Origin of the sequence: Chitinophaga ginsengisegetis (assembly GCF_900168065.1) — a bacterium.
Taxonomy (GTDB): Bacteria; Bacteroidota; Bacteroidia; order Chitinophagales; family Chitinophagaceae; genus Chitinophaga; species Chitinophaga ginsengisegetis.
Genome location: NZ_FUZZ01000001.1, coordinates 2,650,362 through 2,665,348 on the forward strand (window position 1 = coordinate 2,650,362; position 14,987 = coordinate 2,665,348).

Genomic DNA, 14,987 nt, shown 5'->3' on the forward strand with positions numbered 1-14,987 from the left:
TTTATTAGCATTCCTCACTTACAACAACATCTCTAACATAAAACCATTATCAAAATGAAATTTAACCATCTGCTTAACAGCATTGAAACCACACATGTACATTTCCAGGAAGTAGCCGCCAAAGCTATTAATCGTTCCCTTACCATCCGCAACTGGATGATTGGATGTTATATTGTAGAATATGAACAGAAGGGCGTGGATAGAGCCAGATATGGAGCGCAATTATTGGAACAGATTTCGAAAGAACTTCCTGTGCTAAAATTATCTGCAACTAACCTAAGACTATGCAGACAATTCTATCAGTATTATCCCCAGATTAGTCAGGTTGTTTCAGACGAATTAAAAAATAATCCCATTCAAATTCATCAGTCACTGACTGACGAATTTGAAAAAATCAACATGCGAATTCATCAGTCAGTGACTGATGAATTACAAATAACTAGTAATCAGCAACATACAATTCATCAGACAGTGTCTGATGAATTGCTAGCGTCCAATAATTCAAGTGTTTCTTCAGTAACGCCCCCGGTAGAAATTGGCAGGGTTTCAGGTAAGAAAATTGTAAATAATCTGTCGTTTACACACATTGCCAGTTTGCTTACAATTGAAGATGATTTCAAACGGACCTTTTTTGAAGTAGAATGCATTAAGGGCAACTGGAGTGTACGCGAACTAAAAAGACAAATCAACAGTCTCTATTTCGAGCGCATGGGTCTTGCCAAAGATCCGCACAAACTGTCCCGGCTGATACAGCAATCAACAGAAAGCCCGGTTACACCCGCAGATCTCATCAAAAATGTATACTCATTTGAATTTCTCGATCTTCCGCAAAAAGCAATAGAAAAGGAAAGTACGGTAGAACAAAAACTGCTGGATCATTTACAGGAATTTTTACTGGAGATGGGACACGGCTTCTGCCTTGAAGGCCGGCAGAAAAGGATCCTGATAGGACAGGAATATTATTTTGTAGATGTTGTGTTTTATCACCGTATCCTGAAATGCCATGTACTCATCGAATTAAAAGTTGGTGATTTCACGTATGCAGATGCCGGACAACTCACAACATACCTGAACTATTTCAAAGCAAAAATGACGGCGCCTGGTGATAATCCTCCAATAGGTATTTTGCTGGTCACCAATAAAGATGAGGCACTCGCTGAATATGCCATTCCTTCCGGAATGGATCAGCAGATGTTTATCTCTACCTACGCCGTACAACTGCCAACGAAAGAAGAGTTACAACAATTCCTGGCGGGTGAATTAAGAAGATGTGAAAGTTAAACCCTTTCCAGTTTCAGCATAACATGCTGTTCCCCGTAAAAATGATTGTAGAAAAGGATAGTGCGAACAGGCGCAGACAAATGCTCCGTACCAGGAAACCAGGTGGCCGGTATTTGCTGCGCTTTGATAATCTGCGCGGCTAACCATAACCCAAACGCTCCGGCAGTATCATATTCACCGCAAAGATGCTTGAATGGCAACTGTGGTATGCCTGGAAAACATTGATCCAGCTCCTGGTAATAATGCTCGTGATTACTGTCGCCGTTACGACCGGTAATGATCAGGTCAGGAGAAGTGGTAAAGCTTTTCAGGGCTTCGGCTAGTTTTCCGCCGCGTGGTTTGTACAGCATCCTGAAATCAGAAATGGCTGCGTAGCTCTGCGGTGTAGGCGTGCCTGTTAGTGTGAAGAAAGTAGCGCCTTCTCCGGCAATACTGCCGGGCGAAAGATGACGATATAATTCCCGGTTGTCGGTAGGCGCTTCTTTCCAGAAACCGATCCGGCTTTTGATATAAAAATGTTCTTTTGTAATTTCCTCAAATGCGCCGGTAAGCGTATGTGTGGCGCCTTCCTGCAACAGCATCATGCTGTCCAGCAAAGCATTTTCAAAGGAAAAACCGCGGTGTACAAAAGTATTGTTATAGGCTGTGCACTTTTGCTGCAACGCAATTAATCCATTCACAGAATTGTAGGTAGATTGAATAAAAGGAGTTGGGTTCAGGGCTGTTTCCTTGTATTCGGCAATCTCTTTGATAAATTTCTCCGTGTCTTGTAAACTGCCTTTGCCGGTGCCGGTAATAATGGGTCCTGGTATGGTGATGCCACTTTCCTGGCTGCATTTAAGTGCAGCGGTCAGTCCCATTTTAAGCACCCTTGTCATGCGACGCAGGCTGTTGCCGGGGATGAATGGCTTATAATCGGGTTCTATACAGGCAAGCAGGTTACTATCTGTATGTACCAACTGCGCCGAAAAAATATCCCCTTCAAAAGTTGGCTGCGGGGAGATGGCCGCCATTGCTTGTATGTAACACTTACCCTTCATATTTGCTGATCACCAGGGAAGCATTGTTGCCCCCAAAGCCGAATGAGTTTGAAATAACATGATTTACCGGGTACCCTTCCATCAGGGTGGTAACCGGACTGATATTCAATTCCTCCATCCTTTCTGAGAAATTGAGATTGGGAAATATTATCCCATGTTGAATAGCCAGTATAGAATAGATGGCTTCTATCGCACCTGCTGCCGCCAGTGTATGCCCTGTAAAAGGTTTGGTAGAACTAAACAGGGGAACTTTATCCCCGAATAAACGTTCCAGCGCCTTTCCTTCGGAAACATCGTTATTAAGAGTGGCAGTGCCGTGCACATTGATGTAAGATACTTCTTCCAGTGAATGTCCGCTCATAGCCAGCGCCATTTTCATGGCTTCGTAGGCGCCGTCGCCATCCGGTGAAGGAGAGGTTGGATGGAAAGCTTCATTGGTATTACAATACCCGCTTAGCTCAGCCAGGATGCGGCTGTTGTTGGCCCTGGCGAAAGATTCACTTTCCAGTACCAGGTAAGCCGCGCCTTCACCCAGGTTCAAACCGGTGCGTTGCTGATCAAAGGGCCGGCAAAACTGCTTATCCACATTTTTGAGGGAGTTGAATCCATTCAATGTAAAACGGGTAAGCGCTTCGGTGCCGCCGCATACCACCCGGGGAAGCATGCCCTGCTTAATCATACGCGCGCCAAACATCAGTGCATTGGCGGAAGATGAACAGGCGGTGCTGATGGTAGCAATATGTTCACTGAATCCTACGGTGTCGGCTATACGCTGTGTACAATCCGCGCAATCCAGTGTATCTATATATTGTAAAAAGGAGCCGGTCTTCTCAGGATTAATAATATCAAAATATAACTTCTCTGTATCACACATCCCTCCCACGGTGCTGGCATTGATAAAGCCTGTGGGAGCCGATTGTACATCCGTAATACCTGCATCCTGCAAAGCCTCCCGCATGGCTGCCAGTCCGAGTAAAGTGGTACGTGTATACCCTTCCTTTACCGGTATACCGGCCAGTGCAAACAAGGCCTCGCTCGCGTGTTTTACTTCCGCAACAGGCAATACATTTTTGTAAATGGTATCAATGTAGCTGCTGTAACCCAGCCCACTTTGCTGTAAGCGCAGATGGTGCAAGTTTCCGGCTACATTATCACCAATGGCGGTGATCATTCCTATCCCTGTTATAAACACTCTTTCCGCCATGTAGCCAGTTTACTTATGCCGGTTGTTTTGCCTGGATAAACTCTGCCATAGATTGAACAGACTGCAGAATCTTACGACCTTCGCGCGGGTCCTCTACTTTGATGTGATACTGTCTTTCCAGTAATACCATCAGTTCGAGCGAATCGATACTATCGAGACCCAGACCTTCTCCAAATAATGGTGCATTGTCATCAATGTCTTCCGGTTTGGTATCCTGAAGATTGAGTGCCTCAATGATTTGTTCTTTCAGTTTCTTTTTTAATTCTTCCATAATGATGTAGGTTTATCACCTGTTGTTCACAACAGGCGAATGCCCTTGCGGGGAGTAAAAATACAGTTTTACTATTGTTTTGAAAACATTTATCAGTTCATTCTTCTTTTTTCCACCCATCCGGCTATGGCCAGCATAGCCAGTCCGGTGAGTATTAATCTCAACACATTCTTCCACACAAATCCAACATCTCCATTGCGCAGGTAAATATCATTAATAGCATCAAGTCCCCAGCTTAAAGGCGACAAATGCCCCAGCAGCTGCATTCTGGCAGGCATTACCTCCAGCGGGATCCATATACCGCCAATGGCCGACAATATCACAATAGAGATAGCTCCGAAATTCAGTGCCTGGTTAGGCGTTTTAAATACCGTGCCAATCAGGATACCATAAGCCGTTGCTGCCAGCCCTATTCCACCGGCTACCAGCAAAGTGGCTCCCGGATGCTGTCCCATTACCAGCTGCGGCAGATCCAGTAGTGGCAGCACATAAATGCCTACCAGCATCATCAGGTAAAACTGTAATACACAAACCCCTACGAAAAACAGCATCTTACCGGCCAGGATAGCCAGGTAAGATCCGGGTATCAGCTTCATCCGCAGCAGGCTGCCATCTTCCCTTTCCCGGATCATGTTGCCGGCAATGGGTATCACAATAAAAAACATCGCAAAGATGCTCCAGGCAGGCACGTTGTGTTGAACAGAATTGGAAATTACATCCAGTTGTTTGGCCGTACCGGTGCTTTGTTCCTTCAATCCTACTGCCTGCAAGCGAATAGCCAGCGTATCTGTGGCAGTAACGGTGCTGTCTTTCCTCTGTAGCTGCTGTTTAATACGGCTTATCAGCATATCTGTTTCCAGCTGCGTGAGGAAGTTATCTACCGACTGGTGAATAGCGCCTTTAAATGCTTTCTTCGCCGCGGGGTCAAAATAGATCGTTACGTTTAATGAATCAGGTACTTTCTTTACCGGCAGGGATACAGACATTCCCATGCGGTGAGTGATATCATTTACAATGCGGTTAGCATTGCTCACAATGGCGGCTGTAGCGCCTGCGGGTATGATAATACTGATCTTGTATTTGCCTTCGTTCACCAGTTGTTTGGCCCGTTCTGCCGTTACCGGCTGCCCATCAAGAGAATCGATAATATTGAATTGTCCGCCGGAAGCCAGCCCTTCTTTTACGGACCTGCCCAAACGGCCATGATCATTATCTACTGTTAAAATATCAAACCGGATATCCTGGTAATCCTTAAAGGGGGCATCCTGGATCAGTGCCATTACAGTAATCAATACCACAGGCATTATGAACAGGAGGATGATCCCTGTTTTATCACGTAACAGCAATTGCCACTCTTTCCTGATTGTTGCCAGTAGTCTTAACATCGCTTTTGGCCCTTAGCTTTTAGCTTTAAAAAATTAATCCCGGAGTGCATTTCCGGTAAAATGCAGGAATACGTCTTCCAGGTTATTACAATCCGGATGCTGATGGATGAGGGTTTGCGGATTACCCTGTACAATCATTTTTCCAGCATCCATGATTACTACTTCTTCACATAACGACTGTGCCTCTTCCAGCAGATGGGAAGTATACAGGATACTGGCTCCCTGGCTGTTGTAATCGCGCAGGAACTGTAATATCATACTGCGCGACTGCACATCCACACCAGCAGTAGGTTCATCCAGCACCAGCAGTTTGGGGTTGTGCAGGATGGCTGCAATAATGTTGGCCCGCCGCTTCATACCGCCGGAATATTTATGGATTTCTTTGTGCGCACTTTTCTCCAGGCCAAACAGTTCGAGGTAGTGCATAATTTTCTGTTGCAGCGGCTTTCCTTTAAAACCGTAGAGGTTACCAAAATAGGTGAGATTTTCTACGGCAGACAGTTGTGGATACAAGGCTATCTGCTGTGGTACGATCCCTATAATATGTTTGATCTCCTCCCTGTGGGCGGCCTGCTGCTTTAAATCGTGTATGATTACTTCTCCGCTGTCGCCCCGCACAATACCGCATAATATTGAAATCGTGGTGGTTTTGCCTGCGCCGTTGGGGCCCAGCAAGCCGGCAATCTTTCCTTTCCCAAACTGAAATGTAAGTCCTTTCAGTGTGGGTTCTGCACTACCCTTGTAGGTTTTATATAGATCTTTTACAGATATGCCGGACATAATTCAATTGGATATTTAATTACCACTTCACCTGTGCCAGCTTGCGGAAGAATGCATCTTCCGATGCCGCACACTCCAGTAACATCTGGCTCAGCTCTTTATAGGAAACATTATCCGCCGATCTGCTTTTGCATACACGGCCGGCGGCAAATGCAAAATTACGCCATAAGTCACCGGTTTTAGTTAGCTCACCTGCAAGCCTGCTCAGTTCATCTTTCTTCAGTAACTCCGCTGCTTCCTGTAAAAAAGCGGCATACAGGAAACGGAAACCTGCACCGCCGGTGCCGATCTCTTCCTGCATACGGATAATATTTCCGAGATACAGTGTAGCTTTCCGGTCGCCGGGATTTTCGGCGTAGTTGGCTACTTTTTTGGAAAGAAAGCGGATCCCCTTTACGCCGAACAAGGGGATAGGAACTTTCAGCATAAAGTGGCATGCCTGTTCAATACCGGCTTTAATCGGTTTTTCAAACGAGGCAGAAGGTGGTACGTGTACCGGGTAATACATTTTTCCTTTAGGGGCCGGAAATCCTTTGGCAAAGCGGGCCTGCGCCAGGCTTTCCGGGTCAATGGTGGTAACGGTATCCATTACCGGATCGCTTACCAGGTATTGTCCATCCTGTTTGCCATAAACAACCAGGTTATGTGCGTTAAAGTGAAACCGGTAGGAAGCGGGAAAGTAGGGCAGGTAATACACGCCGGATTGTAATCCAACGGGAATACCGGCTTCAATTACTTTGTCCAGCGCCTGCATTCCTTTTTCGGGGGTAGAAAATTTTTCGGATTCCATCCGTACACCCAGCCGCTTGCACACCCGTTGGAAAATAGCGCCGGGCCATATCCGGTAAGTAGTACCGGGCACGCCGTTCACCTTTAAAAAAGGCAGATGGCCGAAAAAGATGCCGGCACCGATACCAAACGCCATTGGTTCACTGATCTGTAAGCCGTAATGTCCCAGCAGGTTTGATATCACTCCACTTTCACAATGGGCGGTCTGGTGGTGTTGGAAAAAAGAATTAGTCATAATATTTTTTGTAGCAGCATCATGAATAACGGATTTGCGGGAAGATCACCGGATATCATCTACCCACAAATCCGTTATATCTGTATGCTTTATTTGATCTGCAGCAGATCTGTTAAACTCACTTTGAAGGCATCTGCATAACGCTGCAGCAGTTTAGGACTGAGCTTTTTGAATACGCCGGGTTTCATGTGTCTTTTTACCTGCCACTGGAATTTACCGACGTAACTGGCCAATAGCGGCAGATCCATCAGGTTCTTTTCCATGTAATAGGCAACAGGACTTATTTCGCCTGCTTCTACCCGGGCGCGTGCCGCTTTTACTCTTTCATTTACTTCTTCCCAGGCCTGGTCCATTGCAATGTTTTCCGGCTCCCAGCCTGCACTTTGCACCTGTACATAATTGCCGGAATTATCCACCGCATACATAATCTGCTTGAATGTACCTCCATGCAGGTTATCACTATCCTGCGGTACTTCCTCTTTTTTCATGATGGCAGTTTTAGAAGTGATTGCTTATACTACGGTAATATGTGCATAAGCATATGAAAAACGTGCGCTTTCCGGAACCATCATTACTACTTTCTGTCCTTTCTTAAAGCGGCCGCTGTTCATCAGTTCTTCCAGCATCAGGTATGGTGATGCGGTACCTACGTTACCTACGTTGGCCAGATTGGTGAACCATTTTTCCAAAGGAATAGGAACACCTAACCGGGTAATTTCCTCATCTATCTTTAACCTGAAAAATTCAGACGACAGGTGAGGCAGGAAGAAATCTATTTCATCGAGATTAATATTGTGGCGCTCTACCAGCTCTTTCCACATTTGTGCTCCGGAAGGAACAATATTTTTACCGAGTAAACGGGTATCTTGTTTAAAGGAGAATACGCTGTGCTGTGCCCATTCTTCAGGGGTCATATCAATCCATCCGGTGGTGCTGCCATCCGGTTGTTTGATTGCGCCGGCATACATGCATGTTTCCAGCTCATTGGCATAGGAAAGTATTTCTACCCAGTCGACCCGCAGGGATAAACCTTCTTCATTGGGTTTATCCTGGAAAAGGGCTGCACTGGCGCCATCTGATAGCATCCAGCGGAGAAAGTCCTTTTCAAAGGCGATGATAGGATTTTCGTCGAGGCTTTTCAGATTTTCTGCTTCCGGCTGGAATTTCTGTGCCAGCATCCAGGCGGAGAATTTTTCAGAACCGGTGCTTACGGCGTTGGAAGTATTACCGCAACGGATAGACATCCAGGCATATTTAAATGCCTGCATTCCTGCCGCACAGGCTCCTGTGGCTGCAATCAGCTCTACCGGCTGGCATTTCAGGATACCATGCACCATAGCAGCATGATTGGGCAACAACTGATCAGGAGAAGTAGTACCGCAGGCCAGTAACTGTAATTTGCTGATGGGAAACTGCTCATCAAATAATTGAGATACTGCTGTTGCGGTCATCTCTGCATTGGAATGGGTGGATTTCCCTTCCTTGTCCAAAGAGTAGTAACGGGTTTTGATTTTGTTGTTACCAAGTATCTTCAAACGCGCACGGGAAGCCTTTCCATCTACCATGCCGAGAATACTCTCCATTTCCTCATTTTCTACAGGCTTGTTAGGTAAAAATTTAGACAGCCTGGTAATATAAACTTCCTTCATTTGAATTTATTCGTCTTTTAAGGCTACATGTAAAACCTGGTCAAAGCTGCCCTGCCTTGCCAGCCAGCTCACAGTGAAAAACATATTTTAATTTAATATACGTTGTATACAGACGTAAATATAGAATTCTAATTGGAATTACAAGTATCACGCCACTGCGTAAAGGTCGCTTTAAGTACGCTTTTGATACGCCTTTAAGGTGGACCTGATACTTACTATCTCAGGGAAATACCCTTATAATAATCTACTTCGCGGCGCAGCTTAGCCTTTTTCAGATTTAACTGTATAAGAGAAGTAATCAGGGATATCGGTGTTAAAACAAAAATACCTGCCAGCAGTAATCCCCGGTACATGGATACGCGTCCCTGACGGGAAGGAGCGCCCGGGCCACCTTTGGCACTGATGAACTTTGCCCAGAAACGGAAAGCCCTGATCCCCTTGTTTTCCAGTACTACCAGGTTGGGAAGCAGTTCCACTGCATCCAATGACAGCAATTGCGAATGTAACGTGTCCCATTGATTTTTTTGCAATGCCTCTGCGATTGGGGCGGCAAACCGGCTGGAGGTAATGATCTCGTTTTCCTGTACCCCTGCCTGCGGTAAAAAGCGCGTGGCTTCCTTTTTCCCTTTAAACGCCCAGCGAAGAATGGTGATCACGGAAATGAGATTGGGCGATTTATCTACCAGTACAATGTTGCCCACGAGGGTACTGCCGGCCTGCTGCAGATAATTTTTCACCTTCTCCTGCGCATTCAGCCACATATTACGGCTACCCAGCAGGGTAACTACCTTTTTACCTTTCAGCAGCTGTTTGGCAGCTTCACTTTGCAGGAAAGCGGCAGTTGGCTGTGAAGGAGAAAGGAACCAGGGCTGATAAGCCAGTATAACCAGGTCGAAATGTGCATTCACGTCCACTTTCAACGGCTCAATACCACGGGGGGTGGATTGAACGGTTTCCGGCATAGTATCATAAAATTGCTGCTTCCCCCATGGGAAAGGAAAAGGCGTTACAGGCACCAGTTGCTCAAAAGTAATATCGGCTTTGCCTTCCAGCGGAGCCAGCACATGATCAATAATCCTTTTCAATTGCCCTGTCTGTGTATAATATACCACCAGGATCTTCGGTCTTTCGTTCATAAAAGGAATAGGAGTTCAACAATTCAAAACGTAAATCAAACAGTTTAAATAGTAAAATCTACAATTCAAGCCGTAAACATACAAAAAAACGGCAATGATTCATGTGATTTAATGATAATTTGACGTGAAATGTTGACGGGATGGGGTATTTGTTAAAGGGGTAATGTCTTGTGCCCCAGCCAGGTACAGCATCAGCGGGTTAATTATAGCGAATGCTGTACCTGGACTCAAGGACTTGATATTGTTTTCTTCAAAACATCTCTATAAACTCTTTAACACCGCCAAATATGATATTCAAAATGTTAAAGATTTGTAAATGTTGAAGCTTATCTCTTGTTAATACTGCCAGAACCCGCTACAGAAGAGGATATCTGAGGGGTACCCTTATAATTTACGTTCCCTGAGCCTGCAATTTTTGCATCCAGCTTTACACTGGCATACACATCTGCATCGCCGCTGCCGGCAATATTTACACTTACATTTTCAGACAGCAGCTCATCTGCTTCAAAATTACCGCTGCCGGCAATAGATAAGTTTACATCCTTTGTTTCACCTTTGAGCGACATATCGCCGGAACCGGCAATGGAAGCCTTTACTGCCGGTGCATTGATTTCGCCTTTGAGGTTACCGGAACCCGACAGGTTGAATTTCACATCAGACCGGGAAGTAAATTTACCATCCAGTTTCAGGTCGCCGGAGCCGGCCAGACTGGCTTCATCTACCTCCGGGGTGGTGAGGAATACGTTCAGATCTTTATGGGTGCTGATGGAAACGCCACGCTTCAGTCTTACAATGAGGCGGCCGTCTTCTTCTACCAGCTCCACCAGTGGGGCTATATTATCTTCCGCCTCAATAACAGCCGCTTTGGCAGCGCCCTGTGTGAGGTATACATTCATACTTCCTTCTACCTTAATCCTGTGAAAAGGGACTACCTGCCGTTCTTCCTTAATAACATGGCCGTTGCCTTTTACGCGATTTTGTCCGATTACATCACAGGAATAAAGGAGTACAGAAGCAGAAGAGGCCACTATGGCCTGACATAGGAGCGATTTTGTTGATATCATGGGTTTAAATTATAACAGAAAGATACGCCAGATTTCCGAAATTCGAATTTCCAAATCCGAAATTCGTAGAAGGACTTTATCTTTGCACCACCATGACAGAAAAGATACTTATCCTCGATTTCGGTTCCCAGTATACACAGCTGATTGCGCGCAGCATCCGTGAACTGAATGTTTATTGCGAAATTAAACCTTGCCTTCAGCCCATTGCCTGGGACGAAACTATTAAAGGTGTTATATTATCAGGCAGTCCTTTTTCGGTGAATGACGAGAATGCGCCTATCATTGATATTGCCGCGATTGCTGCAAAGGTACCCGTACTCGGTATCTGCTACGGCGCCCAAATGATGGCCAAAGTTTTTGGCGGCGAAGTGGCTAAAAGCAACCTCCGTGAATATGGACGCGCCTTTATGGAGCACAACGACAAAGAGGAAAAGTTATTATATGATATCTCTGCAAAAAGCCAGGTATGGATGAGCCATGCAGATAGCATTAAACGTATTCCTGAAGCATTCGAAATTATTGCCACTACAGAAAATATCCCGGTAGCGGCTTTCAAAAATACCACACTGGCCGCCAACCCGATGTTTGGTTTACAGTTCCACCCGGAAGTAACCCACTCCCTGGAAGGTAAACTGATCCTCCGCAACTTCCTGCTACATATCTGTAATTGCAGCCAGGACTGGACACCAGCCGCTTTTGTACATGAAACCGTGGAAAGGATCAAAGCACAGGTAGGCGATAAAAGAGTTGTAATGGCCCTCAGCGGCGGTGTGGATTCTACCGTTGCAGCAGAGCTGATCCATAAAGCCATCGGCAAAAACCTCTTCTGCATCTTTGTGGATAACGGTTTGCTGAGAAAAGACGAATTTGAAACCGTACTGGAATCTTATAAACACATGGGCCTGAACGTAAAAGGGATCAATGCAAAAGATCTTTTTTACGGAAAACTGGCAGGCGTTTCCGATCCGGAACAAAAACGCAAGATCATCGGCGGCCTGTTCATCGATGTTTTCCAGCAGGAAGCCACACATCTCACTGATATCTCTTTCCTGGGTCAGGGTACCATTTACCCAGATGTAATTGAATCCGTTTCTGTAAACGGTCCTTCGGTTACTATCAAGTCGCACCACAATGTAGGCGGGTTACCGGAAAAGATGAATATGCAGCTGGTAGAGCCGCTGCGCTTCCTCTTTAAAGATGAGGTACGCCGCGTGGGCCGTGAAATCGGCATCAGTGAAATATTCCTGGGCCGTCATCCTTTCCCGGGTCCTGGTTTGGCAATCCGTATCCTCGGCGCTATTACCCCTGAAAAGGTTCACATGCTGCAGGAAGCAGACAGCGTATATGTAGAAGGACTGAAAGAAGCCGGCTTATACGACAAAGTATGGCAGGCGGGCACCATCCTGCTGCCGGTTCAAAGCGTTGGCGTAATGGGCGATGAACGTACCTACGAATTCACAGTAGCTTTACGTGCAGTAACTTCTGTAGACGGTATGACCGCCGATTGGGCGCACCTGCCTTATGAATTCCTTGCTAAAATGTCTAACGACATCATTAACAAGGTAAAAGGCATCAACCGCGTAGTATACGATATCAGCTCCAAGCCGCCCGCTACTATTGAGTGGGAATAAAAAAAGGAAGCAATAAAATACTGAGCTATAGTTACGGAGTTATGGATAGACAGATAATTTCTTCTATCCATAACTCCGTAATGCTTTATTTCACATTCCCCGGAATGATTTTTGTAAATTAGCGCCAATTATGAACCACTTAGTTTCAATTAAGCACCTGTTATCCGGATTGGCTTTATTGGTTTTGATCAGCTCCTGCTCATCTACCAGGAAAAGTACCAGTAAGGTAGACGGGCCACCACCATCTCTGAGTAAACCTTCACCGGCTAAAAAACCGGAGGATAATAAGAAAGAAGCTGCAAAGGCGCCTTTTAATGTGCCCGCATTCGGGAAAGAAGTTAAAAAAGCTTCCTATAACATTGCTTTCTTCGCACCATTATACCTCGATTCCGTTTTTGCCAACAGCAGTGAAATTCCCGGCCGTACCATGCCACGGTATGTATTGCCCGGTCTCGAATTTTATGAAGGCGCACAACTGGCGCTGGATACGCTGCAGCAACAGGGATATAACCTGAAAGTAACCGTATACGACAGCAAATCCAGGCAAAGCGTATCTTCCCTGATCCGCAATAAAGCGCTCGATGAAACTGACCTCATCCTGGGTGCGGTGAGCAACCCGGAGCTGAAAGAACTGAGCGATTTTGCCAGGAACAAAGAAATCAATTTTGTTTCCGGTACTTTCCCCAATGACGGCGGTATCAACAACAACCCGTTTTTATACATCTCCAACAGCACCCTGAAAACGCACTGCGACGCGCTCCAGAATTATATCCAGGACGCATTCACTACTAAAAATATTGTGCTGTTCCGCAGGAATACTGCCTTTGAAACAAGACTGGCAGCAGATTTCAAGGCATCCTACGATAAAATGGAGAGTACCAAAAAATCGAGGATCCGGGAAGTAGTTTGGAATGACGCCACCACGCCGGAAGAAATTTCCAAATACCTGCTGGCCGACCGTACCAACGCCGTTATTGTAACTGCCCTGGATGAAGCCGGCGCCAAAAGCCTGCTGCGCAAGCTGAGCATTTCTGCAGCTACCTATCCATTGCAGATCTTTGGTATGCCCACCTGGGATGTGATCAAGCTGAAAGAACCCGAGTTTAAAGGCTTACAGGTATATTATTCATCTCCCTACTATAACGACAAAACAGATTACTACAGCCGTTATGTCTCCGATTATTTCCGCAGGGTATACAAAGCACGCCCGTCTGACATGGCTTTCAAAGGCTTTGACCTGACCTACTACTTTGTAAAACTGCTGTATACCAACGGCGTTTATTTCAACAACATGGTGAGTACATCACCCAAAGTGATCACCAATTATAACTTTCTTCCGGTATACCTGAAAGAAGGAGAAGAAACACCTTCCTACTTTGAAAATAAAAATATCTACATCATCCAGAAGGGTGATAGCATGGATATTAAAATGAATAAATAGTTGCCCTGCAACGCTACTTGCTTCGTGCCGCGACGGTTGTCGTGGCACGATTTTTTTTACGTACATTCCCTATATGAATGTGCTGCAATTTACCGACAACGGCATCTACTGTCCTGCAGGCGATTTCTACATTGATCCCTGGAAACCCGTAAAGCGGGCAGTGATCACGCATGCACACTCCGATCACGCCCGGTGGGGAAATCAATACTACTTATGTGAAAATGCCAGTGTTCCCTTGCTACGGTTAAGGCTTGGCAACGACATCCAGGTGCAGGGCATTGCCTACGGCGAAACTATTTTTTTTAACGGTGTAAAAGTATCCCTGCATCCCGCGGGACACATCATTGGCTCTGCACAGATAAGAGTGGAACAGGATGGAGAAGTATGGGTAGCCAGCGGCGATTATAAACTGGAAAATGATGGATTGTCGGCTCCCTTCGAGCCTGTCCGTTGCCATACTTTTATTACCGAATCTACTTTTGGTTTGCCTATTTACCGGTGGCCGAAGCAGCAACAGATTTTCGATGGCATCACCCAATGGATATACGAAAACCAGCAGGCCGGCAAAGCCAGCGTACTACTGGCTTACAGCCTGGGGAAAGCACAACGGCTGTTATATCATCTGAAAGATAAAGTGGATCATTTCCTGGCGCATGGCGCCATCGCCATTCCGCATGAAGTACTGTTACAGGAAGGCTGGCCTTTACCTCCGGTGGAAAGAATAACACCCGACACACCGAAAACTGCTTTTAAGAATGCGGTAATTATTGCCCCGCCTTCGGCGGAAGATAATGTTTGGATGCGCAGGTTCCAGCCTTACTCACTGGGCATTTGCAGTGGCTGGATGCAGGTGCGTGGTAATATGCGCCGCAGGAATGCAGATGCAGGATTTGTATTGTCGGATCATGCAGATTGGGCCGGTTTGCTCGAAGCCGTAACAGCTACCGGTGCAGAACAGGTATACGCCACACATGGCTTCAGCAGCGTATTTGCCCGTTACCTCACAGAAAAAGGTATTGCCGCCAAAGAAGTAACTACTTCCTATGGCGACGAAGAAATTATTAATAACCCAGAATCCTAA

General features: G+C 45.9%; 14 protein-coding genes. 4 read left to right on the forward strand and 10 right to left on the reverse strand.

The features are described from left to right. The first annotated feature begins 54 nt into the window (after positions 1-54). Positions 55-1,281: a PDDEXK nuclease domain-containing protein gene (locus B5Z18_RS10395; RefSeq protein ID WP_079469284.1), complete on the forward strand. Its 1,227-nt coding sequence runs from the start codon at positions 55-57 to the stop codon at positions 1,279-1,281. Here B5Z18_RS10395 and B5Z18_RS10400 read toward each other — a convergent pair. From B5Z18_RS10400 to B5Z18_RS10445, 10 genes are all read right to left on the reverse strand, one after another. After that, positions 1,278-2,321 carry a beta-ketoacyl synthase chain length factor gene (locus B5Z18_RS10400; RefSeq protein ID WP_079469285.1) on the reverse strand — a complete coding sequence of 348 codons (1,044 nt, stop codon included), beginning with the start codon at positions 2,319-2,321 and terminating at the stop codon, positions 1,278-1,280. The two genes, B5Z18_RS10395 and B5Z18_RS10400, sit on opposite strands and share 4 nt — an antisense overlap. Continuing rightward, on the reverse strand, positions 2,311-3,525 hold the full coding sequence (locus B5Z18_RS10405; RefSeq protein ID WP_079469286.1) for a beta-ketoacyl-[acyl-carrier-protein] synthase family protein: 1,215 nt from the start codon (positions 3,523-3,525) through the stop codon (positions 2,311-2,313). Before B5Z18_RS10405 ends, B5Z18_RS10400 begins: the two co-directional genes overlap by 11 nt. Before the next feature lie 13 nt (positions 3,526-3,538). Then, entirely contained in the window at positions 3,539-3,796 is a 258-nt protein-coding gene (locus B5Z18_RS10410) for a phosphopantetheine-binding protein (RefSeq protein ID WP_079469287.1), read from the reverse strand. A gap of 92 nt (positions 3,797-3,888) precedes the next feature. After that, positions 3,889-5,181 (reverse strand): ABC transporter permease, encoded by a 1,293-nt coding sequence (locus tag B5Z18_RS10415; RefSeq protein ID WP_079469288.1) that lies wholly within the window; start codon positions 5,179-5,181, stop codon positions 3,889-3,891. A gap of 33 nt (positions 5,182-5,214) precedes the next feature. Then, complete coding sequence (locus tag B5Z18_RS10420) at positions 5,215-5,961, reverse strand: ABC transporter ATP-binding protein (protein ID WP_168771237.1); 747 nt, start codon at positions 5,959-5,961, stop codon at positions 5,215-5,217. Between the two features lie 19 nt (positions 5,962-5,980). After that, positions 5,981-6,985 (reverse strand): BtrH-related acyltransferase DarH, encoded by a 1,005-nt coding sequence (locus B5Z18_RS10425; RefSeq protein ID WP_079469289.1) that lies wholly within the window; start codon positions 6,983-6,985, stop codon positions 5,981-5,983. An 89-nt stretch (positions 6,986-7,074) separates the two neighbouring features. Next, complete coding sequence (locus B5Z18_RS10430; RefSeq protein ID WP_079469290.1) at positions 7,075-7,473, reverse strand: flexirubin biosynthesis protein DarG; 399 nt, start codon at positions 7,471-7,473, stop codon at positions 7,075-7,077. Between the two features lie 24 nt (positions 7,474-7,497). After that, the gene (locus B5Z18_RS10435; RefSeq protein WP_079469291.1) at positions 7,498-8,634 is read right to left on the reverse strand and encodes a dialkylresorcinol biosynthesis protein DarB; all 1,137 of its coding nucleotides are present in this window, start codon (positions 8,632-8,634) and stop codon (positions 7,498-7,500) included. 215 nt (positions 8,635-8,849) lie between these two features. Continuing rightward, complete coding sequence (locus B5Z18_RS10440) at positions 8,850-9,770, reverse strand: hypothetical protein (protein ID WP_079469292.1); 921 nt, start codon at positions 9,768-9,770, stop codon at positions 8,850-8,852. 326 nt (positions 9,771-10,096) lie between these two features. Then, complete coding sequence (locus tag B5Z18_RS10445; protein WP_079469293.1) at positions 10,097-10,834, reverse strand: head GIN domain-containing protein; 738 nt, start codon at positions 10,832-10,834, stop codon at positions 10,097-10,099. Positions 10,835-10,926: 92 nt separating this feature from the next. On the opposite strand from B5Z18_RS10445, the gene guaA reads away from it, so the two are divergent. The 3 genes from guaA (at position 10,927) to B5Z18_RS10460 (ending at position 14,987) form a co-directional block, all read left to right on the forward strand. Then, positions 10,927-12,465 carry a glutamine-hydrolyzing GMP synthase gene (gene guaA, locus B5Z18_RS10450; protein ID WP_079469294.1) on the forward strand — a complete coding sequence of 513 codons (1,539 nt, stop codon included), beginning with the start codon at positions 10,927-10,929 and terminating at the stop codon, positions 12,463-12,465. A gap of 130 nt (positions 12,466-12,595) precedes the next feature. Further along, the gene (locus B5Z18_RS10455; RefSeq protein ID WP_079469295.1) at positions 12,596-13,906 is read left to right on the forward strand and encodes an ABC transporter substrate-binding protein; all 1,311 of its coding nucleotides are present in this window, start codon (positions 12,596-12,598) and stop codon (positions 13,904-13,906) included. A 73-nt stretch (positions 13,907-13,979) separates the two neighbouring features. Further along, on the forward strand, positions 13,980-14,987 hold the full coding sequence (locus B5Z18_RS10460) for a ligase-associated DNA damage response exonuclease (protein WP_079469296.1): 1,008 nt from the start codon (positions 13,980-13,982) through the stop codon (positions 14,985-14,987).